Genomic DNA, 23,874 nt, shown 5'->3' on the forward strand with positions numbered 1-23,874 from the left:
CAAAAGCGCGGACATTAAAAGAGGTAAAAAACGCAATCCCAGACAGCATAATTTCCTCTTTTCAGCGTCTAACTCACTCTAGTTAAAGCATAATCGGGGAAAATAGGCTTCCTCTTTATTTTACTCAAGTTTCCTCAATTATATTTTCTTCACGCGAATCCCGGGACGGCGCGGCTGGAACATTGACCGCCTTTTGCTTATAGTAGCGGCAGTACTGTTAGATGAGCGGGACGGGGTTGTGAAAGAGATGTTTGATATGCTGCTGGCGGTCTATGAACGCGCGGCATTAATGTTGATTTGTCTGTTTCTATTGACCAGAACCCGTCAATTTCGGCAGCTATTGCAAAAAGAGCAGCATACCGGCCAGGAATTGCTGGCGGTCACCGCCATCTTTTCCCTGTTCGCGATTTTCAGCACCTATTCCGGTATCCATGTGGAAGGCTCGCTGGTTAACGTACGGATTATCGCGGTCATGTCCGGCGGTATCCTGTTCGGCCCCTGGGTCGGCATTACCACCGGCATCATTGCCGGCGTACATCGTTATCTCATTGATATCAACGGTCCCACGTCGGTCCCCTGCCTTATCAGCAGCATAGTGGCGGGGTTTGTTTCCGGCTACATCAAATTAAAAATCATTAAAGAGCATCGCTGGGGGATCGGCATCATCGGCGGCATGCTCTGCGAGTGCCTGACCATGCTGCTGGTGGTGCTGTGGGCACAGCCGATGTCGCTGGGGCTGGATATCGTATCTAAGATTGCGATGCCAATGATCCTGGGCGGCGTCAGTATCGGCATGATTGTGCTGCTGGTGCAGGGGGTGGAAGATGAAAGAGAAGTGATTGCGGCGCGACAGGCCAAGCTGGCCCTGGATATTGCCAACAAAACATTACCCTATTTCCGGCATATCAACAGTGAATCCCTTAATACCATTTGCGATATCATCCGCACCGATATCAAGGCCGACGCGGTGGCCATCACCAATGAGCACAATATTCTGGCTTATGTCGGTGTTGGCGCCGAATTTTATAACATCGGCCATGAAATCATCAGCGATATGACCAAAGAGAGTATCCAGAGCGGCAAAATCACCATCAAGAATAATGATGAGGCGGAACGTACTCCGCAAATACATTCTCTGATCATTATACCCCTATGGGAAAAAGGCGTCGTGACCGGTACGCTGAAAATTTATTATCGCCATGCCCATCAAATCACCAATTCCCTGAAGGTTATGGCCATCGGCCTGTCGCAGATTATCTCGACCCAAATTGAGGTTTCCCGCATCGAACAGCTGCGGGAAATGGCCGACCAGGCTGAGCTGCGGGCGCTGCAAAGCAAAATCAATCCGCATTTCCTGTTTAATGCCCTGAATGCCATTTCATCGTCTATCCGCATCAATCCGGATACTGCCCGCCAGCTTATTATCAATCTTTCACGTTATCTGCGCTATAATCTGGAGCTTAATGATGCCCAGATTGATATCAAAAAGGAGCTTTATCAAATCCAGGATTATGTCGCCATTGAGCAGGCGCGGTTCGGCAGCAAATTGAGCATCATTTACGATATTGACGAGGAATTGTCTTTTTCTATTCCCAGTCTGCTGATCCAACCCTTGGTGGAAAATGCTATCGTCCACGGTATACAGCCTTGCCGAGGTAAAGGGGTAGTGGTGATTTCCGTCAGAGAAGACGGCGGACGTATTCGCATCTCGGTGAAGGATACCGGCAACGGCATCAGCCAAGAGGTGATTGAACAGGTGAAGCGCAACGAATTACCGGGTAAAAAATCGGCCTGCTGAATGTGCATCATCGCGTATCGTTATTATACGGCGAGGGTCTCCATATCCGCCGTCTTGAACCAGGCACTGAAATCTGGTTTTACATTCCCCATAAAAGCAATAAGCTGGCCGCCTGACAGCCGGGATTTATTGTTCAGAGAAAGCGAAACCGTATGAAAGCCGTTATTGTCGAAGATGAGTTCTTATCGCAGGAGGAATTGAGCTATCTCATCCGTAAACACAGCAGTCTGACCATTGAAGCCACCTTTGAAGACGGCCTGGACGTGCTGCGGTATTTACAGGGCCATGAAGTGGATGTGATTTTTCTGGATATCAATATTCCCTCTCTGGATGGCGTTTTGCTGGCGCAAAGCATCAGCAAATTCATTCATAAGCCGCAGATAGTTTTATTACCGCCTATAAAGAACATGCCGTGGAAGCTTTTGAGCTGGAGGCCTTCGATTACATCCTCAAGCCCTATCAAGAATCGCGCATTGTCACCATGCTGCAGAAACTGGAAGCGCTGCTTGCCGCTCCCGCCGCTACGCTCCCCAGTAGTAACAATTCCTCTTCTGACCGCCATTCCATAAATTTGCTAAAAGACGAACGTATTATTGTTACCGATATCAATAACATCTACTATGCCGCGGCACAGGAAAAAGTGACGCTGGTGTATACCCGTAAAGAAATTTTCACCATGCCGATGGTGATCACCGAATTTTGCACCCGGTTGCCGGAAGCATTTTTCTTCCGCTGCCATCGATCTTACGTGGTGAATTTGACGAAAATTCGCGAAATCGTCCCGTGGTTTAACAATACCTATCTGCTACGGTTAAACGACCTGGATTTTGAGGTGCCGGTGAGCAGAAGCAAGGTCAAAGCCTTCCGTCAGCTAATGCGGTTGTGAATAAAGCAGACAGCGCCTCATGGCACGCTAGGCCCGCTATCACCGGACGTGCAACGATCGTGTTAAAGGGAGAGCGCGCCAATGAGGTCGAATCGGGCGTTTTTGTCCGCCCGACCGAGCGCCTCATGGCACGCTAGGCCCGCTAGGCCCGCTATCACCGAACGTGCAATGATCGTGTTAAAGGGAGAGCGCGCCAATGAGGTCGAATCGGGCGTTGTTGTCCGCCCGACCGAGCGCCTCATGGCACGCTAGGCCCGCTATCACCGAACGTGCAATGATCGTGTTAAAGGGAGAGCGCGCCAATGAGGTCGAATCGGGCGTTGTTGTCCGCCCGACCGAGCGCCTCATGGCACGCTAGGCCCGCTATCACCGAACGTGCAATGATCGTGTTAAAGGGAGAGCGCGCCAATGAGGTCGAATCGGGCGTTGTTGTCCGCCCGACCGAGCGCCTCATGGCACGCTAGGCCCGCTATCACCAAACGTGCAATGATCGTGTTAAAGGGAGAGCGCGCCAATGAGGTCGAATCGGGCGTTGTTGTCCGCCCGACCGAGCGCCTCATGGCACGCTAGGCCCGCTATCACCGAACGTGCAATGATCGTGTTAAAGGGAGGCTGGGCGCTTTAAAGCTCGCTGCCCATCAATTGCCGCAAATGGGCGCCGGCACCCATCAGGCCCGGCTGCTCATGGGTAATCAGATAAACCGGAATGGCGGCCAGATAACTTTTGAAACGGCCCTTATCCTCGAAAGCCGCCCGAAACCCGGACGCACGGAAAAAATCCTTAAAGCGCGGCACCAGACCGCCGGCAATATACACCCCGCCAAAGGTTCCCATGTTTAGCGCAAGATTCCCGCCGAAGCGGCCCATGATTTCGCATAATACCGACAACGCGCGGCGACAGTCGGCATCAGAGCCGTCAATGGCCCGAGCGGTGACCTGCGATGGACGTAAATCTTCCGGAGTCCGGCCCTCGGCGAACATCAGGCTGCGGTAGATATTCACCAAGCCCGGTCCGGACAGTACCCGTTCGGTCGAAACATGTCCCCGTACGGCATGCAGTTGGGTCAGAACAGCGATTTCATCGTCGCTGCCTGCGGCAAAACCCACATGCCCACCCTCGCCGGGCAAACTTATCCAGCGTTTGTCCTGACGCAGCAAATGACAGACGCCCAGCCCGGTACCCGCGCCATAGACCACGATCGGTCCCGGCCGGGGCTTGTCGCCGCCGAATTGCTCCACATCAGCCTCGCCTAAGACCGGTACCGCCATCGACACGGCGGTAAAATCATTGATAACTTCCAACAGCGCGAAACCGAGGTTCGCTTTCATCTCTTTGATGGAGAAGGTCCAGGAATTATTGGTCATCTCCACCCGATCGCCGGTAATGGGGCAGGCAATGGCGATACAGGCTTCGGCGGCGGCAACCTTCTGCGCCTCGAGATAGTGCCGGATCACGGCTTCAAGGGTGCTGTATTCCTGGGAAGAATAGGTATGGATATGGGAAATTGCCCCGCTGTCCACATCGCACAGCGCCAACCGGGCATTTGTCCCGCCGACATCACCCACCAGGGCGTATTTAGTCATTATATTCAAGGCTCCACTTACTTTGCACATTGCCGTAGGGCAAACGTCGGACAAAAAGTATAAATAATAAAATAATGATACCAGTTATAATAACCATTGCTATATGTTGGCAAAGCTTTAAATAGGATGAGCCTTCCATCCTCCTCTTACCCTTCGTCTCCCAGCGCAAACGCAACGGCCGAGGCGGCATGAATCGCCGTAGTATCGAACAAGGGTACGGCGGCGTCGTCCTGACTGATTAACAATCCTATCTCGGTGCAACCCAGAATGAGCCCCTCAATGCCTTGGCTCTCAAGTTTGGCGATGATACGTGCATAAGCCTCACGGGATTCGGGACGGATCCGGCCAAGGCATAACTCCTCGAAAATCACCCGGTGGATAATATCGCTGTCATGATCATCCGGAACCACAACCTCGATACCGTGGGATTGCGCCAGCCGTTGGCGGTAAAAATCCTCTTGCATGGTGAAGCGGGTGCCCAGCAATCCCACCCGGCGCAGCCCTTGACGGTTTATGACCCGGCCGGTGGCATCGGCGATATGCAGCAAAGGCAAGGTACAAGCCTGTTCTATATTATCCGCCACTTTATGCATTGTGTTGGTACATAACACAATAGCCTCCGCGCCCGCCTGCTGTAACGCTACCGCTTTATCCGCCAGCAGTTGCCCGGCACGGCGCCACTCCCCGCCGGCCTGCATTTGCGCGATGTCGGCGAAATCCAGGCTGCAAAGAAGCAGGCTGGCGGAATGCAAGCCGCCCAGCCGCTCGCTAATCCCTTGGTTGATCATACGATAATAGGGTAAGGTAGATTCCCAGCTCATGCCGCCGAGCAGTCCGAGCGTTTTCATGGCATTGTCCTTTTGATCCCGGCGGCGGTATACGGCCGGGCGGATTATACATCACAGAAAAAATAATTTAACTGAATGTATCCTTGTCACAGGTTGAGTTCAATGTCCGCATCAGCTTGAATTGAGAGCTTTAAGATTACAGACACCCAAAATGTGATCGCCTACCGGGCGGCGGCGGTCAATAATGGCTACCCTACCGTCCCGCTTAATGATTTGAGGAATTTGTATGGTTTATTTGGCCAGTCCTACCCGTTATGAGGACATGGTTTATCGTCGCTGCGGTGCCAGCGGCCTTGAGCTTCCGGCGGTGTCACTAGGACTGTGGCATAATTTTGGCGATATAACCCGGTTTGAAAACAGCCGCAATATGGTGCGTCGCGCTTTCGATCTGGGTATTACCCATTTCGACCTTGCCAATAATTACGGGCCGCCTCCAGGTTCGGCGGAAGAAAATTTCGGCCGTTTGCTGCGTGAGGACTTGCATCCCTACCGCGACGAGCTGATCATTTCCACCAAAGCGGGTTACACCATGTGGCCGGGGCCTTACGGCGATTGGGGATCTAAAAAATACCTGGTATCAAGCCTTAACCAGAGCCTGCGGCGCATGGGCCTGGATTATGTGGATATCTTTTATCACCACCGTCCCGATACCGCCACGCCGCTGCTTGAAACCATGACCGCCCTGGATCTGCTGGTGCGCCAGGGCAAGGCTTTATATATCGGATTGTCGAATTACCCGGCGGAGCTGGCCCGGCAGGCATTCAAGATTCTGCAGGATTTGGGCACCCCGTGCCTGATACACCAACCCAAATACTCGATGTTCGAGCGGTGGGTCGAACCGGAATTACTGGATGTGCTGGCGGATTCCGGCGTTGGCTCCATCGCCTTCTCACCGCTGGCGGGCGGTCTGCTTACCGATCGTTATCTGGACGGTATTCCGGAGGATTCGCGGGTGGCTACCGGCAGTCATTTCCTGACCAAGGAACGGCTGGATAGCCGGACGATGGATAAAGTGCGCGGGCTGAACGCCATCGCCCTTGCCAGGGGACAAAAATTGTCGCAAATGGCCTTGGCCTGGATACTGCGCGGCGACCGGGTGACATCGGTACTTATCGGCGCCAGCAAGCCGGAACAAATCGAGGATGCGGTGGGCATGCTGTCCAACCGCGAGTTCAGCGCAGACGAACTGAGCCAGATAGACGCCATCCTGGGCTGACGACAATCGCCTCACAACACGCCGTCAAAAAAGGCCCGAACATAGTCCGGGCCTTTTCAATGATTATTGCCGGAGCAGGGTTTATGCCAGCGCCGTACACACCAGCAGGTAGATATTCAGCGACACCACCACCACCACGATGCACCAGCCGATAATCTTCACCAGACGGGTATTGACCATCTCATTCATCAACTGCCGATTGCCGGTAAAGACCAGCAGCGGTACCAGCGCCAGGGCGATGCCGAAACTCAGCAGCACCTGGCTTAACACCAGGATTCGGGTGGGATCCAAACCGGCCATGATGACGATAAAAGAAGGCAGCATGGTGACAAGACGACGCACCAGCAGCGGAATATGGAAATGGACAAACCCCTGCATCACCACCTGCCCCGCCATGGTGCCCACCACGGTTGAGGAGAGGCCGGCCGCCACCAGGCTCAGACCGAACACCGTCGCCGCGGTATGGTTCAACAGCGGCGTCAGAGTCAGATAAGCTTCGCCCAGATCGGAAATACCGGCATGTCCGCTGAAATGGAACGCCGCGGCCGCGGTGGCCATCATGGCCAGGTTAACAAACCCGGCGGTGGTCATGGCGATAGCGACATCCAGTTTGGTGGAGGAATAACGCTGGGCTCGGGTGCCCTTCATGGCGTTCTGCGTCAGCGACGAGTGCAAATAGATAACATGGGGCATAATGGTCGCACCCAGCACCCCGGCCGCCAGAAACACCGAGTCGGCGTTCGGCAGGGTGGGAATCAGCATACCCCGGCCCAGCTCGGCGATATTCGGTTGGGAAAAAAACAGTTCGGCGATATACGCGGCGGCGACGAATACCAGCAACCCGCCAATCACCACTTCAAGCGGTTTCTGGCCCCGGTGCTGCAGCATGAGGATCAGGAAGGTGGCAATGCCTGTTAATATCGCGCCCTGCAGCAGCGACACCCCCAGCAGCATCTTGAAGCCGATGGCGGCGCCGACAAATTCCGCCAGGTCGGTGGCCATGGCGATAATTTCCGCCTGGATCCAGTAAGCCCACACCGCCGGACGCGGAAACCGGTCACGAATATGCTCGGCGAGGTTTTTACCCGTGGCGATGCCCAGTTTTGCCGACAGGAGCTGGATAAGCATGGCCATAAAGTTGGCCCAGACCACAACCCACAGCAGACGATAGCCGAAGCTGGCCCCGGACTGGATGTTGGTGGCGAAGTTACCCGGATCGATGTACCCGATAGCGGCGATGAATGCCGGCCCGAGCAGGGACAGCTTAATCTTTCGCCCAGAGCTCTTTACCTCATCAACGGTTCGGCTATTCAACATATCGGTTACCCTTATGATCCATCGAGTCAGCTTCATCGTACCCAAACGATAATAATTATCAAGTGCATTTGGAACGTTTCAGCTTATCTCTGTGATAGATGACGATGATGAGCATATAGGGCGTTAATAACCCAATCTGATGGCAGTTGCATCCCGCGCTGGAGATGATGTAGAGCGTTTTTTGGGCTACTACCAAATGTTAGCACATCAAAAACATATATGGCTACAATTATAACAATTTTTTTAATTACATCTCTAACGACCTGTGCCTGACCTAGGTTGCTAGATGATTTTTCTATATTTGCAACTTATAACTCGTTTTTAATGCTGCCGTTCCATAGAATAAGCGGCGAATTATTGCATGGCTTACGATTGGAGCTTCTATGTCCCGGATTTTTCATTTTATTCTCGCCCTTGTCGTCGTGGCGATTTTAGCATTGCTGGTCAGTCGCGATCGTAAAAACATCAGACTGCGCTACATTGTTCAATTGCTGGTGATCGAGATTTTACTTGCTTATTTTTTCCTCAACTCATCGATAGGACTGGGGTTCGTTCAAGGTTTTTCCGCATTATTCGATAAATTATTAGGCTATGCCGCCGAAGGGACCGGCTTCGTTTTTGGCAATATGAACAAACAAGGACTGGCGTTCTTTTTCCTGAACGTTTTATGTCCGATTGTTTTTATCTCGGCGCTGATCGGCATTTTGCAACATATCCGCCTGCTGCCCTGGATTATCCGGATCATCGGTACCCTGCTGTCCAAGGTTAACGGCATGGGTAAATTGGAGTCGTTCAATGCCGTCAGTTCACTGATCCTCGGCCAATCGGAAAATTTCATCGCCTATAAAGATATCCTGGGCAAAATGTCTGAACGCCGGATGTACACCATGGCCGCCACCGCCATGTCAACGGTGTCGATGTCCATCGTCGGCGCCTATATGACCATGCTTCAACCGAAATACGTGGTGGCCGCCCTGGTATTGAATATGTTCAGCACCTTTGTGGTTTTATCGCTGATTAACCCTTACCGAGTCGAGAAGGAAGAAGAGCTGCAGATGAGCAATCTGCACGCGGGACAAAGCTTCTTCGAAATGCTGGGGGAATATATCCTGGCGGGTTTTAAAGTGGCTATCATCGTCGCGGCCATGCTGATTGGTTTTATCGCCATTATTTCCGCTATCAATGCGTTGTTCAACGTCATCTTCGGCATCAGTTTCCAGGGGATATTGGGTTATATCTTCTTCCCGTTCGCCTGGGTAATGGGCGTTCCCGCTCATGAAGCGCTGCGGGTCGGCAGCATCATGGCCACCAAACTGGTATCCAATGAATTTGTCGCCATGATGGATCTGCAAAAAATCGCCGGCCAGCTGTCGCCGCGTTCGGAGGGGATTCTTTCGGTGTTCCTGGTCTCTTTCGCTAACTTTTCCTCCATCGGGATAGTGGCCGGGGCGATTAAAGGCTTGAATGAGCACCAGGGCAATGTGGTTTCGCGCTTCGGTCTGAAGCTGGTCTATGGATCCACTCTGGTTAGCGTGCTGTCCGCGGCCGTTACCGGGCTGGTCATGTAATAGCGAATAAAAAAATCGTTATCATTAGGGCCGCAAGACCCGTTGGGGTCGGGGAAACCTGACCCTTTTTTTATACTTATTTTTGAATACTATTTGGCACCTACCTGGTGCATCCGTGGTTATTTCGAATCAGTACAGACGCAAAAAAACCGGCCTGAGCCGGTTTTTTTTCACATTTAATTGGTGGAGCTAAGCGGGATCGAACCGCTGACCTCTTGCATGCCATGCAAGCGCTCTCCCAGCTGAGCTATAGCCCCAACGTACTGCTTTTCAGAATCACGATTCAAACCAATCCTGCGATTGGTGGAGCTAAGCGGGATCGAACCGCTGACCTCTTGCATGCCATGCAAGCGCTCTCCCAGCTGAGCTATAGCCCCGTTCCATACATATCGTATTCTGTGGACGGGGCGCATGATATGAAACCCGGCAAACGGTGTCAACGGCTAAATGTATTAAACGCATCAAACGCTGAAAAAGCCGCCAAATCAGCGGCTCCGAACCGGTTTATTGTTCACGCCGGGTAATAAACGCCAAGGCCATGTCAATTCGTGCCAGGGTGCGGGCCCGGCCTACCGCATGCACCGTCACATCCAATGCCGGCGATTGGCCGGCGCCGGTGACGGCGACCCGCAGCGGCATCCCCACCTTGCCCATGCCCACTTCAAGCTCCGCTGCGGTCTGCTCGATGGCCTGGTGAACCAGCTCCGGCGTCCAGTCGGTCAATGCGGCCAGCTTGGCGCGCGCCAGCTCCAGCGGCTGCCGGGCAACCGGCCGCAAATGCTTCTTGGCGGCGTCGGCATCGAATTCCTCGAAATCCTGATAAAAGTAGTGGCAGGAAGACGCCATCTCCTTCAGGGTCTTGCAGCGTTCCCCCAGTAGGCCAATCAGCGCCGTGAGCTGCGGGCCATTGCTGGTGTCGATACCTTCTTGCTCCATATGCCAGAGCAAATGGGTGGCCACATACTCCGCCGGCAGATGATTGATATAATGATGATTAAGCCACAGTAACTTTTCGGTATTGAACGCGCTGGCGGACTTGTTGATATCTCCCAGGCTAAACAGCTCTTTCATCTCGCCGATGCTGAATATTTCCTGATCGCCGTGTGACCAGCCCAGACGCACCAGATAGTTCAGCAGCGCTTCGGGCAGGAAGCCATCGTCGCGATACTGCATCACCCCAACCGCCCCGTGGCGTTTGGAGAGTTTTTTGCCATCGTCCCCCAATATCATCGAAACATGGGCGTACTCAGGCACCGGCGCCCCCAGCGCTTTCAGGATATTGATTTGGCGCGGGGTATTATTAATATGGTCTTCGCCCCGGATAACATGGGTGATTTCCATATCCCAGTCATCGATCACCACGCAAAAATTATACGTGGGGGAACCGTCGGTGCGGCGGATAATCAAATCGTCCAGTTCCTGATTGCTGAACTCGATGGGCCCGCGGATTTTATCGTCAAAAATCACCGAACCCTCTTGCGGGTTGGCAAAACGCACCACGCACGGCTCATTCGCGTCATGATGCTCATGGCTGTTGCGGCAACGGCCGTCATAACGGGGCTTTTCCCCTTTAGCCATCTGCTCTTCACGCAGCGCTTCCAACCGTTCCTTGGAGCAGTAGCATTTATAAGCGGTGCCTTGTTCAAGCATCTCATCGATAACCGCGTTATATCGGTCAAAGCGTTTGGTCTGGAAATACGGACCTTCATCCCAATCCAGATTAAGCCAATTCATCCCATCCATAATGGCATCAATAGCAGCCTGGGTTGAGCGCTCCAGATCGGTATCCTCGATACGCAGCACGAACTCGCCGCCGTGATGGCGGGCAAAAAGCCACGAATAAAGAGCGGTACGGGCGCCGCCGACGTGCAGATAGCCGGTGGGGCTGGGCGCAAAACGGGTTTTAATTTTCATTGGGGATATTGCCTTAATCACGCTTGGCTGACAGTGGGAAGCGCGGCTTCCCACCGTATATAAAAAGTGGACAATATTCTACCACTCCCCCTCGATTCCTCAACGCCGTTTGACTTTAGCGGCGTTTTTTACCTATATTCCGGTAGCGGCAAGTCAATTCTTGACTAATTTTACGACGAACACACTTTTTACTTTGAAAAACCGTTGACTCACTTGGCAGTATCCCTATAATGCGACACCACACGGCGGGGGTGATTAGCTCAGCTGGGAGAGCGTCTCCCTTACAAGGAGAGGGTCGGCGGTTCGATCCCGTCATCACCCACCACTTCATTTTGGGTGGCTCCGCTGTGAAATAGAAGTAATACGCTGTAAGAAGTGGGTGATTAGCTCAGCTGGGAGAGCGTCTCCCTTACAAGGAGAGGGTCGGCGGTTCGATCCGTCATCACCCACCACTTCTTAAGTCAGTATTGTTTTGATTTTCGGTTTTCAGAAATGGGTGATTAGCTCAGCTGGGAGAGCGTCTCCCTTACAAGGAGAGGGTCGGCGGTTCGATCCCGTCATCACCCACCATTTCTGATCTTTAAGTGGGTCGTTAGCTCAGTTGGTAGAGCAGTTGACTTTTAATCAATTGGTCGCAGGTTCGAATCCTGCACGACCCACCACTTTCAAATAAAAACTCTCCCCGGCAAATGTTCGCTTTACGCTTATATCGCACGAGTCGTGCTGGATGAGAACCTGCGCAGGTTCGAGCCGAGCGAAGCGAGACAGCGTTGCCGTATGGCAACGACCCGCAGGGCGAGGCCAAAGGCCGAGTCATCCTGCACGACCCACCACTTTCAGATAAAAACTCTCCCCGGCAAATGTTCGCTTTACGCTTATATCGCACGAGTCGTGCTGGATGAGAACCTGCGCAGGTTCGAGCCGAGCGAAGCGAGACAGCGTTGCCGTATGGCAACGACCCGCAGGGCGAGGCCAAAGGCCGAGTCATCCTGCACGACCCACCACTTTCAAATAAAAACTCTCCCCGGCAAAAGTTCGCTTTACGCTTATATCGCACGAGTCGTGCTGGATGAGAACCTGCGCAGGTTCGAGCCGAGCGAAGCGAGACAGCGTTGCCGTATGGCAACGACCCGCAGGGCGAGGCCAAAGGCCGAGTCATCCTGCACGACCCACCACTTTCAAATAAAAACTCTTCCCGGCAAAAGTTCTCTTTACGCTTATATCGCATGAGTCGTGCTGGATGAGAACCTGCGCAGGTTCGAGCCGAGCGAAGCGAGACAGCGTTGCCGTATGGCAACGACCCGCAGGGCGAGGCCAAAGGCCGAGTCATCCTGCACGACCCACCACTTTCTAAAAACACTCCTTTGCAGCCCACTACCTCAAACCCTTAGCAAGATGAAATCCGCAGACAATTCTTATTGCCGGCATTTTTAACCTACTGATTTATAATCATATCCTTACCTGCCATAAAAATGTTTGAAACTTATCAATTAAATATCTTGCTATTTAATAGCGAACTATTTAAATTAGCTTTCATTGGATGCACAACGGCAAAAGGTGAAGTGAAAATTTTCCCTCAGCGCTTAGTGTAAACGTTGCAGGTATAGCTCTGATTAACTAAATAGCACACTACTAATTTCCAAAATACTTAATTGAGAGCAATACAAGAAGCTTACTCGTCGCCTGGGCGACATCACATTCACTGACAGAAGGAAATTCACCATGTCCAAATTAGCCACAATTTTCACCGCCTCCCTGCTGACCATGGGAATGAGCAGCGCCTTTGCCGCGACCCAGCTTCCCGCCGCCGATCGCCAGGTGCAATCGTTCCTGAACGTACTGAACGGTTCCGGCGGCAAACCCATGGAACAGCTTTCGCCGAAAGAGGCACGCCAGGTTCTCACGGACGCCCAGGCCAATGCCAAGCTGCCGCCGGCCGACGTCTCGGATAAGACCATTACCGTCGACGGGCAGGAAATTTCGCTGAAAATCGTTAAACCGGTAGGCGCCACCGGCACATTACCGGTATTTATGTTCTTCCATGGCGGCGGCTGGATCCTGGGGGATTTCCCTACCCATGAACGCCTGGTGCGCGACCTGGTGGTGGAATCCGGCGCGGCGGCGGTATTTGTGAATTACACCCCCTCGCCGGAAGCGCATTATCCGGTGGCCATTAACCAGGCATACGCGGCAACCCGATGGGTAGCGGAACATGGCGATGAAATCGGTGTGGACGGCTCACGCCTGGCGGTAGCGGGCAACAGCGTCGGCGGGAATATGGCAACGGTGGTTTCCCTGATGGCGAAAGAAAAAGGCGCGCCGAAGATTCGCTTCGAAGCCTTAATGTGGCCGGTAACGGATGCCGACTTTGATACCGGCTCCTACAAGACCTACGCACAAGGCCATTTCCTCACCCGCAATATGATGAAGTGGTTCTGGGACGCCTATACCAAAGATGCCAAACAGCGCAATGACATCCACGCCTCACCGCTGCGCGCCACCGAAGCGCAGTTAAAAGGCCTGCCGCCGACGCTGATTCAAACCGCCGAGCTGGATGTACTGCGTGATGAGGGGGAAGCCTATGGCAAGAAGCTGAATGCCGCCGGCGTTGACGTAACCGTAACCCGCTATAACGGCATGATTCATGACTTCGGATTGCTGAATCCCTTGAGCCAGGTCCCGGCGGTACGTTCACAGATCCTGCAGGCCGCCACCGAACTGAAGACCCACCTGCAATAACCCCAGCCTAAATAGCGGCCATACCGGCCGCTATCTCAGAACGTACAAAGAGCGTGTTAAAGGGAGACCGCGGCAATGGGGCCGGAGCGGCCATTGCCGGCCGCAAAGCGCTCCATGCCTCGGTAGGCCCGCCAGCACAGAACGTACAGCGAGCCGGTTAAAGGGAGACCGCGGGCGAAATGAAGAACCTAATGCCCGCCCCCGCCGCCCTGGGCGACAAACGGCGGTTTGGCCAGAAATATCACGATCACCAGCGAAAAGAAAATCCAGCCCAGAAGGGTGAAATAATCGACGGTGGACATCATATAGGCCTGCCCTTCCACCAGCTTGTCCAACTGCGCCATGGCCCTCTGGCTGCTACCCCCCAGCTGTGCAATGTACGACTGCGTATTCTGGCTGTAAGGCGTGATATTCTCCACCAGCTGCGCATGATGGAATATCTCCCGACGCTGCCAGATCCAGGTGGTCAGAGAGGAGGCAAAACTCCCTCCCAGCACCCGCAAAAAGGTCGCCAAACCCGAACCGTCGGCAATCTCCCGCGGCGCCAGGCTGGACAGCAGAATACTGGTGGTAGGCATGAAAAACAGCGCAATGCCGATACCCATAAAACCCTGGATCATCGCTATATGATAATAATCCACCATGGTATTAAAATCGGCCCGCATAAAGCACGATACGCCGATCACCAGGAACGATCCCCACGACAGCAAGCGCAAATCGAACATATGGGCATAACGCCCCACCAGCGGCGACAAAAGGACCGGCAATACACCCATCGGCGCCGCCGCCATCCCCGCCCATACCGGCGTATAGCCTAATTGGGTTTGCAGCCATTGCGGCAACAGCAGGTTTATGCCGAAGAAACCGGAATAACCCAACACCAGCGCCAGGGTTCCGAAAGAGAAATTGCGATAGCGGAACAGTCGCAGATTGACAATAGGATGTTTGTCGGTGAATTCCCAGATGACCAGCGCTATCAGCGAAACCGAAGAAATTATCGTGCCGGCGACAATGAAATTGGAACTGAACCAATCGAGATCGTTGCCTTTGTCCAGCACCACCTGCAATAAGCCCACCCCCAGCACCAACAGCCCCAGGCCGATATAATCGATAGGCTGATGCTCCACCTCTTCCGGCCGTTCCTTCAACTGGGTGAAAACCAGCATGGCGGCGAAAATACCGATGGGCACGTTGATAAAAAAGATCCACGACCAAGAGTAGTTATCGGTAATCCAGCCCCCGCCAGCGGCCCGATAATGGGCGCCACTACCGTCACCATCGCCAGCAGGGACAGCGCCATTCCCCGCTTGGCCGCGGGGTAAATGGACAACAGCAGGGTTTGCGCCATGGGATACAGCGGTCCGGCGAAAAAGCCCTGCAGCGCACGGAATATCACCAATTGCGTCATGCTTTGGGAAATACCGCACAGAAACGAGGTGATAATAAACAGTATCACCGAAGCCAAAAACAGCTTGGTCTGGCCGAAACGCCGGGACATCCAGCCGGTCAGCGGCAATGCGATGGCGTTGGATACCGCAAACGAAGTAATAACCCACGTCCCTTGATCAGAGCTGACGCCCAGATTGCCGGAAATGGTCGGTAAGGCCACATTGGCAATCGTGGTATCCAGCACCTGCATAAACGTCGCCAGCGACAGTCCGATAGTGGCCAGGACCAGGCTGGGCGGACGAAATGATTGATCACTCATGGCGGCCCCGCATTAATTTTGCCCCTGACCGGCAACCCGGGCCTGCTCGCCATTTTCATGGATGATGCGCGCCACTAAACTGTCAGCCTCTGCCAACTGATGATCGTAAACATCGGTGGCAAAACGCGGTTTTTCCTGAGGATGCGGTGCCAGCACCGGCCCGTCCTGGTTATGCAAATCCACGGTGACATTGGTGGATAAGCCGATACGCAGCGGGAACTTTTCCAGATGGTCCGGCTCCAGGCGGATTCGCACCGGTAAGCGCTGGACGATCTTAATCCAGTTGCCCGTGGCGTTTTGAGCCGGCAGCAGGGAAAACGCACTACCGGTACCGACGCCAAGGCTTTCCACTTTGCCGCTATAGCTCACCTTGCCGCCGTAGAGATCGGCATCGATTTCCACCGGTTGGCCGATACGCATGTCCACCAGTTGGGTCTCTTTGAAGTTGGCGTCGATCCAGATCTGGTCGAGGGGAACCACGGCCATCAACGGAGTGCCGGGCTGCACGCGGCTGCCCACCTGAACCGACCGTTTCGCCACGTAGCCGGTCACCGGCGCCACCATGGTGCTGCGTTCATTATCCAGGAAAGCCTGGCGTAACTGCGCGGCGGCCGCTTTGACATCGGGATGGCTGCTGATGGTGGTATCGTCCACCAAGGCAAAGGTCGTGCTCAATTGCTGTTGCGCCGAGGTCAGCGAGGTTTCCGCCGAGGTCAGCGTATCGCGGGAATGGGACAGTTCTTCCTGGGAAATCGCCCCGTCCCGCGCCAGGTTGGCGCGGCGCTGATAGTCGTCCTTGGCGCGCTGCAATTCAATTTTACGCGCGGCCACCTGGGCCTTGTAATTGTCCACATTGCTGTATAATCCGCGGACCTGACGGACCACTTTCGCCAGGTTGGCCTCGGCGCTTTGCTGTCTCACCCTGGTATCGCTGGGATCCAGGCGCACCAGCACCTGCCCTTGCTTCACGAAATCGCCGTCGTCCGCGGCAATGGCGGTTACCGTACCCGCTACCTGGGGAGTGATTTGCACTAAATTGCCATTAACATAGGCATCGTCGGTATTTTCAAAAAACCGTCCATGGAACCAGTAGTAAAGGCCGAAGCCTACGACGGCCACAATGATTATCGCCAGCAATATCAACAACAGCAGTCTGCGTTTACCCGGCTTCGCCCGCGGGGTCGCAGGCGTTGCGTTTTGATCTGCTTGTTCAGAATTGGAATTCATCTCAGCCATAAAAATTATTCTCAGTGTGCTTGATTTACGGCCACGGTTTGCGCGGCGGTCGATGGAACGGAAGAGTTGAAACCACCACCCAGCGCCTGCATCAACAGGATAGCGGTATCGGTACGTTCGGCATTCAAACTGGCCAGTTGACGCTGGGCCTGGATGAGCTGTTGCTGCACGCTCAACGCATCGAGATAATTGCCGACCCCGGCGCTATAGCGCTCCATAGCGTTTTTCCATGAGTCATTGGCGATATCGCAGGCGCGCTGCTGCTGTTGAATCTGAACCGCTAACGAACTCAGGCGGGTAATGGTGTCGCCGATGTCCCCCAGCGCATTCACCAGCGACTGGTTGTATTGCGCCACCGCCAGATCGTAATCGGCGTTGCTGCCGGCCAGGTTCGCCCGCAGGCGACCGCCGACAAAGATAGGCAGGGATATGGCCGGCCCGACGCTGAAATAGCGGCTTGGGGCGCCGAAGAAGGCATCTCCCAGCAGCGATTGGGCACCCGCCGCCGCGGTCAGATTAAGATTGGGATAGAAGGCGGTACGGCTGACCTTGATGTCTTTGGTTGCCGCTTCTACCCGCCAGCGGGCCGCCACCAGATCGGGCCGGCGGCCTAACAGTTCCGCCGGAAGCCGGGCCGGCAGGGTTACCGCCGCCGGAGCAATCAGATGCGGACGGGGTATATTCATTGCCCGGTCCGGTCCCTGTCCAAGCAACACCGCCAGGCGGATACCGGCCGCGCGCACCTGCTGCTGGGCGTCGGTCAAGGTGGATTCCGCCGAGGCTTCCAGGCTCTCGGTTTGCTGATATTGGAATTTACTGTCCAGTCCGGCGGTATACCGTTTGGACGCCAGATCCAGCATGGTATGGGTACGCGCAAGATCCTGTCTCGCCAAATCTTCCATCACATAGGCCTGGCCGAGGGTATTGTAGGCGCGGGCGACATCGGCGGAGAGGGTAAGGCGCGCGGACTGTCTGTCCACCTCGCTGGCGTTGGCGCGGCCGACGGCGGCTTCCCAGGCGGCACGCTGGCCGCCCCACAGATCAAAGGTATAATTGAACTGCGCCGACAGATCCCGCTCGGTGAAATACTCTTTCCCTTTACCCTGCGGGTCTTGCACCTCGGACAGCCGCTCACGGGTAATGCCGCCGCTGGCGTCCAGGGTCGGCATGCGGTCGGCCTGCGCCGACATGACCGCGGCGCTGGCCTGGCGGGCGCGGGCATCGGCCACCTGCATATCGGGGCTGGATTGCAACGCCTGCTGAACCAGGATGGCAAGCTGCGGGTCGCCGAGGCTGTTCCACCAGTCCGCCGCAGGCCAGGCCGCGGTGGAGTGCGGGATCGCCGACAAGGTACGATCGCTTTGTAACGTCGAGACGTCCAGCGTACGGCCTTCGGTATGTAAACCATTAGGCAAAGCACACCCCGCCAGAACGAATGAACAGAGCAGCGGTAATAAACGAATGCGCAACGGCATGGTGAAATTTACTCCTTAACTATCGGCAAGAACCGCCAGCTTTTTCAGCAGGCGATCAAATTCATTGAGTTCGGCGGGCGTCAACGGAGCTAACAAATCATTAAAGGCTTTGACGGCAATCCCGCCGATTTCCTGGCAGAACAATTGCCCTTTTTCGGTCAAGGCCAAGTGGTGCTGGCGACGGTCGGCGGTGCTGCGTACGCGCATGATCATGTTTTTATTTTCAAGGCGATCGAGCATGCGCGACATGGCGCCGCTGTCCAACGATATGCAACGGCAGAGTTCCGCCGACGTACTGGCCCTTTTCTGATTCATCAGCAGCATAACTTTGAATTGCGCCGCGGTAATTTCGTAGGGCGCCAGGTATCGTTCTAGAAACCGGTCTTTAGCACAATTCAACCGGTTGATGTTTCTTCCCCAAGTATAAACGGTATCAACATCATCTGAGGTAAAGTGACTCATGAAATCTATGCCTAGGCAACTATTAGGCTGGCAACTATACCGCCTGGTGCAGAGGTAAACAACAGTCAGTTTTGTAACAAAATGTATTTTAGCGAGCGTTGAAAACGGTGCCGGTTTTCGGCGTAGATTACCTTTAAGCCCAGTCGCTGCGGGCTTTGAGACTTTTTATTCCGGCGTCGCGGCACCGGTAACAAAACAGTTCAACGTCACGACGCTGACGGTCATGACGGCGGGACTGAAATAGCCTGACCCGCTGATTATCCCTTATCCGACGGCGACACGGCAACGCAAACGGGCAGAGGCTACCCTAGGAAAAGCATGAATAATCAATTATCCCCTCCCGCCGGCGAAAGAATAAACAATGGTATACCCAAACGGCAGGCGCGCCGGCACAGCAATGGCCTTTATATCGGCGGCCGCGGGAAAAAATTGAGCAAAAGCGGGAAAATCAATCTCAGCCCACCGTCAGCAGGGTCAACACCTCTTGCGGGGAGAGGGCATAAGCGCAGTCAAAACGCATCCCCACCGGCAGATGCGGCGCCAGCTCTGTGGTCAGTTCAAGGCTGATTCGCCGATCGGTCAGTTGGATAACCCTGGCATCCAGAAAGTCGAAATAGCGTTTGACGTGCGGATAAAGCGCCTTAAACAGGCTCTCTTTGGCGGAAAAGGCCAGCGTCAGGCCAGCGGTAAAGGGCAGCGACGCGCTGTCCAGCAGTTCGCGCTCCCCGGCGGCGATGATGCCGGGCCACAAGGTCGGCGTCCGTGCGTCGGCAATCATGGTCTCCACGTCAATACCCACCCCGGCCCACCCTTGCTGTGGGAGCAATCGGCCGATACACACCGCAAGGGTTTCATCGTGAGACAAGGAGCCTTGTATCGATTCGGGCCAGCAGGGGGCACGATCCGTCCCGGCCAGCAGCGGGAATGAACCGGCCCCCAACCCGCGCAGCACCCGCGCGGCAACGATCCGTCCGGCCAGATACTCGGACCGGCGTTTGCGCGCCGCGCCGGCGATGGAAGGCGGCAGCGGAATGTCATGCAGGCCGTAATCGGCATCCCGATAGCTCAGGGTATCGAACCGGCAGTGCCAGAGGCTCAGATGCAACGCCGGATCGACAAGATCGGCAGGACCGAACGGCAAGCCTTCGGCCAGAGACAGGATATACGGCGCAGGAAGAACCATAAAATAAAAACGTCCTCAAAATCACCTGGAGATATTCACCAGTATATCTGTCATCTTGATCCATCATCACAATTTCGCCGGCGGAAGATGCGGTTCCTCCTGGCCGAACAGCGGTTTGACCACACCGTACAGCGCCGGGTTGTCGCTTTCATCCTTAAGCCCGATGCCCGATAAACGACGATGCCGGGACTGCTCCAGCAGCCACGCCAGCTTGAAGGCCGCCTGGGGATAATCCAACCCCTCGGGCCGGATATTGGAAATACAGTTGCGCTCCGATTCCAGGCGCCGGGTATTGGGTCCCCAGGTAAAATAGATCCCCAGGCTGTCCGGCGAGGACAGGCCGGGGCGTTCGCCGATAAGTATCGCCACCGTTTTGGCCCGGAGGCACTCGCCGATGTCATCCCCCAATGCCACCCGCGATTGATGCGCCAGCACCACCGGCGCCGGCTTGAGGCCGAGGACAGCCAGATAGGGCAGCAATGCCCGGATAAACGGCACCGCCTGCCGGTGAACGGCCTTGGAAGATAGGCCGTCCCCCACCACCAGCAGCAGGTCGGCCTCTTTATCAGGATATTCCAGCAGCATTCGCCGACTGTCATCGCCCAGCCTGCGGCCGAGATCGGGCCGGCATAAAAAAGTCTCCCGGCTAGTGGCCGCGCTGTGCACCGTCAGGGTAGTCAGGCCGTCCGCCGCCAACCGGGCCGCCAGCGCCTCGCTATCGAAGGGTTGGTGCACCGCATCGCGGGCCTGGGCATGGGCCAGGCCGAACTTCAGTACTTCCCGCGTCGGCAGGCTGGCGCCGGCGCGGCCCAGGGCGATACGGGCCGCGGTGAATTCCCGCAGGCTTTCCCATGGATTATCGTGAATCACATTACCCACCGGAAATTTGCCGGCCAAGGGCGGATCGATTTTACTCATAGCTCACTCCCGCCGCCCAGATGGGGTAAATGCTGCAATAGCGGATGCCGGCTGCCGGTATCGCGCAGCCGCCCGTCGGCATCGATGATTTGCATGCGTTTCAGCCAGTCGGAAAATTCCGGCGCGTGCTTGAGTCCGAGCAGTTCACGTATATACAGCGCATCGTGAAACGACGTGCTCTGGTAGTTGAGCATAATATCGTCCGCCCCCGGCACGCCGATTAAAAAGGTCAGCCCGGCGGCCCCCAGCAGCGTCAGTAAGGTATCCATGTCATCCTGATCGGCTTCGGCATGGTTGGTGTAACAGACGTCGCACCCGAGGGGAACCCCCAGCAGTTTACCGCAGAAGTGATCTTCCAGCCCGGCGCGGATGATCTGCTTGCCGTCATAGAGGTATTCCGGCCCGATAAATCCCACCACGGTATTGATCAGCAGCGGCTTGAAGCGCCGGGCGATGGCGTAGGCCCGTGCTTCGCAGGTCTGCTGATCGACACCGTGATGGGCATTGGCGGACAGGCAGCTGCCCTGCCCGGTCTCGAAATACATGACGTTATCACCCAGGGTGCCGCGCCGCAGGCTTAACGCCGCCTGCCTGGCCTCCTCCAGCAGTGCGAGGTTGATACCGAAGCCGGCGTTGGCCGCCTCGGTTCCGGCAATGGACTGGAAGACCAGATCCACCGGCGCCCCGCGCTCAATCAGCTTGATGGTATTGGTGACATGGGTCAATACGCATGACTGGGTGGGAATGGCGAAGTGGCTGATCACATCGTCGAGCATATAGTTGAGTTTTTCCAGCAGCGGCAGGCTATCGCTGGCCGGGTTGATACCGATTACCGCGTCGCCGCAGCCATACAGCAAACCGTCCAGCATGCTGGCGGCGATTCCTTTCAGGTCGTCGGTGGGATGGTTGGGCTGCAGCCGCACGCTCATATGGCCGGGTAGACCGATGGTATTGCGAAAGCGGGTGATCACCCGGCATTTTTTCGCCACCAGAATCAAATCCTGGTTGCGCATGATTTTGCTCACCGCCGCCGCCATTTCCGGCGTTATGCCGGGCGCCACATAGGCCAGGCGGGCGCTGTCGGTGCGCTCGGATAGCAGCCAGTCGCGAAAATCCCCCACCGTCAGATGGGAAACCGGGGTGAACGCCTCCTCGTCATGGCTGTCGATAATCAGGCGCGTGACCTCATCCTCTTCATAGGGGATCAGGGGTTGCTGCAAAAAAACGCGCAGCGGCAAATCCGCCAGCGCAATACGCGCCGCCATACGCTCTTCGGCGCTGGCGGCGGCAATCTCCGCCAGATAATCGCCGGAGCGCGGCGGCGACGCCTTGGCCATCAGGTCCCGTAAATCGGCGAAACGATAATGACGATGGCCTAATGTGGCTTGAAACATCGCTCCTCCCGGATTACTCCGTTAACGTCAACTGTGCATCCGGCGCCGCCCGGTCGCGGGCGTGGCGGGTCAGGCGGAAATAAGCATAACCCAGCAGCATCATGACGGCGAAAATCATGAACAAGAGCTGGTTATAATAAATCATGGCCACCAGGCAGATGACCGCCATCACCAGCGCGAACGCCGGCGCCAGGGGGTACATGGGCGCCCGGAACGGCCGGGTCAGCCGCGGCTCCAGACGGCGCAGCCTGAATAGCGACGCCATGGAGATAATGTACATCACAATAGCACCGAATACCGACATGGTGACGATGTTTGCCGTCAGGGGCTGGCCGCCGATAATAATCAGCGAATCGGAAAATATTGCCGCGATACCCACCACGCCGCCGGCGATAATGCCCCAATGGGGCGTGCGGAACCGGCGGTTGACCCTGGAGAGGGGTTTTGGCAGATAACCGGCGCGCGCCAGGGCAAAGATCTGCCGCGAATAGCCCATGATGATACCGTGAAATGAAGCGATAAGACCGAACAATCCCAGCCACACCAGCATATGCAGCCAGCCGCTGCTGCCGCCGACAATGATTTTCATCGCCTGGGGCAGCGGGTCGTTGATGTCGGCAAGCTTGGACCAGTCGCCGACGCCGCCGGCAAAGATCATAACGCCAAGAGCCAGCACCGTCAGGGTTAAAATACCGCCGATAAATGCCCTTGGAATGGTGCGCTGGGGGTCTTTCGCTTCCTCCGCCGCCATGGACGCCCCTTCTATGGCTAAAAAGAACCAGATGGCAAAGGGAATGGCGGCGAAAATACCGGAAATCGCGCCGACGCTGAAGTGTTCCGCGCCGGCCCAGCCGCCGCGGGTAAAATTGGCAAAATCGAATCCCGGCGCCACGACGCCCATAAAGACCAGCAGTTCGAATATGGCCAGCAACGTGACCAGCAGCTCAAAGGCGGCGGCGATACCGACGCCGAGTATATTGAGTATCATGAACACAACGTAGGCCCCCACCGCCACCCATTTGGGCTCCACCGCCGGAAACTGGACGTTGAGATAGGCGCCGATTGCCATGGCGATGGCCGGCGGGGCGAAAACGAATTCCACCAGGGTGGCGAAGCCGGCGATAAAGCCGCCGGTGGGGCCGAAGGCACGGTGGGCATACGCGAAAGGACCGCCGGCGTGGGGAATGGAGGTGGTCAATTCGGTGAAACTGAAAATAAAGGCGCAGTACATGGCGGCGATGGCCAGGGCGGTAATCAGGAACCCCAGCGTCCCCGCCTGGGCCCAGCCATAGCTCCAGCCGAAATACTCACCGGAAATAACCAGACCGACCGCGATACCCCAGAGATGAAAACTCCCCAGCGTGCGTTTCAGTCCGGGTACCGTTTTGTTGTTTTCCATGGCGATGTCCTTTGATACGTAAGTATTTGTAAATTGCAAAGGTCATACCAATTTAGGCAATGATAAGACAACCGGCTGATTTAATAGAATTTTCAATATGATAATAGCATACTTCACCGTTTTGACCGTCGGGCGATAACAAGACCGCCCTGTTCCGGTGCGTCATTTTACCCTTAACCAGCGTCAATGGCCTGCGGCGGTGCACGCAAAGCAAAGACGACCGTCGCCG

At 55.4% G+C, this 23,874-nt stretch carries 14 protein-coding genes, 6 tRNA genes, 4 other RNA genes and 3 pseudogenes; 13 read left to right on the forward strand and 14 right to left on the reverse strand.

What is annotated here, in order from left to right:
• Window positions 1-238: 238 nt before the first annotated feature.
• Both GTU79_RS19885 and GTU79_RS19890 read left to right on the forward strand, forming a co-directional pair.
• Window positions 239-1,914 (forward strand): annotated as a pseudogene (locus tag GTU79_RS19885) (LytS/YhcK type 5TM receptor domain-containing protein).
• 36 nt (window positions 1,915-1,950) lie between these two features.
• Window positions 1,951-2,684 (forward strand): annotated as a pseudogene (locus GTU79_RS19890) (LytR/AlgR family response regulator transcription factor).
• Between the two features lie 621 nt (window positions 2,685-3,305).
• On the opposite strand, the gene glk reads toward GTU79_RS19890, so the two are convergent.
• Together glk and GTU79_RS19900 are read right to left on the reverse strand one after the other, a co-directional pair.
• Window positions 3,306-4,268, reverse strand: a complete 963-nt coding sequence (gene glk, locus GTU79_RS19895; RefSeq protein WP_214513303.1) for a glucokinase — start codon at window positions 4,266-4,268, stop codon at window positions 3,306-3,308.
• A 146-nt stretch (window positions 4,269-4,414) separates the two neighbouring features.
• Window positions 4,415-5,116: an aspartate/glutamate racemase family protein gene (locus GTU79_RS19900; protein WP_203523617.1), complete on the reverse strand. Its 702-nt coding sequence runs from the start codon at window positions 5,114-5,116 to the stop codon at window positions 4,415-4,417.
• A 226-nt stretch (window positions 5,117-5,342) separates the two neighbouring features.
• On the opposite strand from GTU79_RS19900, the gene mgrA reads away from it, so the two are divergent.
• Window positions 5,343-6,332: an L-glyceraldehyde 3-phosphate reductase gene (gene mgrA, locus GTU79_RS19905; RefSeq protein WP_132927087.1), complete on the forward strand. Its 990-nt coding sequence runs from the start codon at window positions 5,343-5,345 to the stop codon at window positions 6,330-6,332.
• A gap of 81 nt (window positions 6,333-6,413) precedes the next feature.
• On the opposite strand, the gene GTU79_RS19910 is transcribed toward mgrA, so the two are convergent.
• Complete coding sequence (locus GTU79_RS19910; protein ID WP_132927085.1) at window positions 6,414-7,649, reverse strand: Nramp family divalent metal transporter; 1,236 nt, start codon at window positions 7,647-7,649, stop codon at window positions 6,414-6,416.
• A 383-nt stretch (window positions 7,650-8,032) separates the two neighbouring features.
• Between GTU79_RS19910 and GTU79_RS19915 the strand changes: the two genes are divergently transcribed.
• Complete coding sequence (locus tag GTU79_RS19915) at window positions 8,033-9,217, forward strand: NupC/NupG family nucleoside CNT transporter (RefSeq protein WP_132927083.1); 1,185 nt, start codon at window positions 8,033-8,035, stop codon at window positions 9,215-9,217.
• A gap of 181 nt (window positions 9,218-9,398) precedes the next feature.
• On the opposite strand, the gene GTU79_RS19920 is transcribed toward GTU79_RS19915, so the two are convergent.
• From GTU79_RS19920 to gltX, 3 genes are all read right to left on the reverse strand, one after another.
• Window positions 9,399-9,474, reverse strand: a tRNA-Ala gene (locus GTU79_RS19920).
• A 44-nt stretch (window positions 9,475-9,518) separates the two neighbouring features.
• Window positions 9,519-9,594 (reverse strand) — tRNA-Ala (locus tag GTU79_RS19925).
• 127 nt (window positions 9,595-9,721) lie between these two features.
• A complete protein-coding gene (gene gltX / locus GTU79_RS19930; protein ID WP_132927081.1) occupies window positions 9,722-11,131 on the reverse strand; it encodes a glutamate--tRNA ligase in 1,410 nt (469 codons plus the stop codon).
• 249 nt (window positions 11,132-11,380) lie between these two features.
• On the opposite strand from gltX, the gene GTU79_RS19935 reads away from it, so the two are divergent.
• From GTU79_RS19935 to GTU79_RS19975, 9 genes are all read left to right on the forward strand, one after another.
• A tRNA-Val gene (locus GTU79_RS19935) sits at window positions 11,381-11,456 on the forward strand.
• A gap of 52 nt (window positions 11,457-11,508) precedes the next feature.
• A tRNA-Val gene (locus GTU79_RS19940) sits at window positions 11,509-11,583 on the forward strand.
• A gap of 42 nt (window positions 11,584-11,625) precedes the next feature.
• Window positions 11,626-11,701 (forward strand) — tRNA-Val (locus tag GTU79_RS19945).
• A 16-nt stretch (window positions 11,702-11,717) separates the two neighbouring features.
• Window positions 11,718-11,793: transfer RNA gene (locus GTU79_RS19950), tRNA-Lys, on the forward strand.
• 44 nt (window positions 11,794-11,837) lie between these two features.
• A non-coding RNA gene (locus GTU79_RS19955) (RtT sRNA) lies at window positions 11,838-11,964 on the forward strand.
• A gap of 44 nt (window positions 11,965-12,008) precedes the next feature.
• Window positions 12,009-12,135, forward strand: a non-coding RNA gene (locus GTU79_RS19960) — RtT sRNA.
• Between the two features lie 44 nt (window positions 12,136-12,179).
• Window positions 12,180-12,306: non-coding RNA, RtT sRNA (locus GTU79_RS19965), on the forward strand.
• Window positions 12,307-12,350: 44 nt separating this feature from the next.
• A non-coding RNA gene (locus tag GTU79_RS19970) (RtT sRNA) lies at window positions 12,351-12,477 on the forward strand.
• A 376-nt stretch (window positions 12,478-12,853) separates the two neighbouring features.
• Window positions 12,854-13,870: an alpha/beta hydrolase gene (locus tag GTU79_RS19975; protein ID WP_203523618.1), complete on the forward strand. Its 1,017-nt coding sequence runs from the start codon at window positions 12,854-12,856 to the stop codon at window positions 13,868-13,870.
• A gap of 188 nt (window positions 13,871-14,058) precedes the next feature.
• Here the strand turns inward: GTU79_RS19975 and GTU79_RS19980 are convergent.
• From GTU79_RS19980 to eat, 8 genes and pseudogenes are all read right to left on the reverse strand, one after another.
• Window positions 14,059-15,578, reverse strand: a pseudogene (locus GTU79_RS19980) (DHA2 family efflux MFS transporter permease subunit).
• 12 nt (window positions 15,579-15,590) lie between these two features.
• Window positions 15,591-16,805 carry an HlyD/EmrA/EmrK family protein gene (locus GTU79_RS19985; protein WP_203523794.1) on the reverse strand — a complete coding sequence of 405 codons (1,215 nt, stop codon included), beginning with the start codon at window positions 16,803-16,805 and terminating at the stop codon, window positions 15,591-15,593.
• Window positions 16,806-16,825: 20 nt separating this feature from the next.
• Window positions 16,826-18,289, reverse strand: a complete 1,464-nt coding sequence (locus tag GTU79_RS19990; RefSeq protein ID WP_214513304.1) for an efflux transporter outer membrane subunit — start codon at window positions 18,287-18,289, stop codon at window positions 16,826-16,828.
• Window positions 18,290-18,304: 15 nt separating this feature from the next.
• Window positions 18,305-18,688 carry a MarR family winged helix-turn-helix transcriptional regulator gene (locus GTU79_RS19995; protein ID WP_214513305.1) on the reverse strand — a complete coding sequence of 128 codons (384 nt, stop codon included), beginning with the start codon at window positions 18,686-18,688 and terminating at the stop codon, window positions 18,305-18,307.
• Between the two features lie 517 nt (window positions 18,689-19,205).
• Window positions 19,206-19,934, reverse strand: a complete 729-nt coding sequence (locus GTU79_RS20000) for a 4'-phosphopantetheinyl transferase family protein (RefSeq protein WP_203523621.1) — start codon at window positions 19,932-19,934, stop codon at window positions 19,206-19,208.
• A gap of 66 nt (window positions 19,935-20,000) precedes the next feature.
• Window positions 20,001-20,852, reverse strand: a complete 852-nt coding sequence (eutC, locus tag GTU79_RS20005) for an ethanolamine ammonia-lyase subunit EutC (protein ID WP_203523622.1) — start codon at window positions 20,850-20,852, stop codon at window positions 20,001-20,003.
• On the reverse strand, window positions 20,849-22,246 hold the full coding sequence (locus GTU79_RS20010) for an ethanolamine ammonia-lyase subunit EutB (RefSeq protein WP_203523623.1): 1,398 nt from the start codon (window positions 22,244-22,246) through the stop codon (window positions 20,849-20,851). The genes eutC and GTU79_RS20010 overlap by 4 nt, the downstream gene beginning before the upstream one ends.
• Before the next feature lie 13 nt (window positions 22,247-22,259).
• Window positions 22,260-23,645: an ethanolamine permease gene (gene eat, locus GTU79_RS20015; protein WP_203523624.1), complete on the reverse strand. Its 1,386-nt coding sequence runs from the start codon at window positions 23,643-23,645 to the stop codon at window positions 22,260-22,262.
• Window positions 23,646-23,874: the final 229 nt, after the last annotated feature.

This window comes from Sodalis ligni (assembly GCF_016865525.2).
Lineage (GTDB): Bacteria > Pseudomonadota > Gammaproteobacteria > Enterobacterales > Enterobacteriaceae > Acerihabitans > Acerihabitans ligni.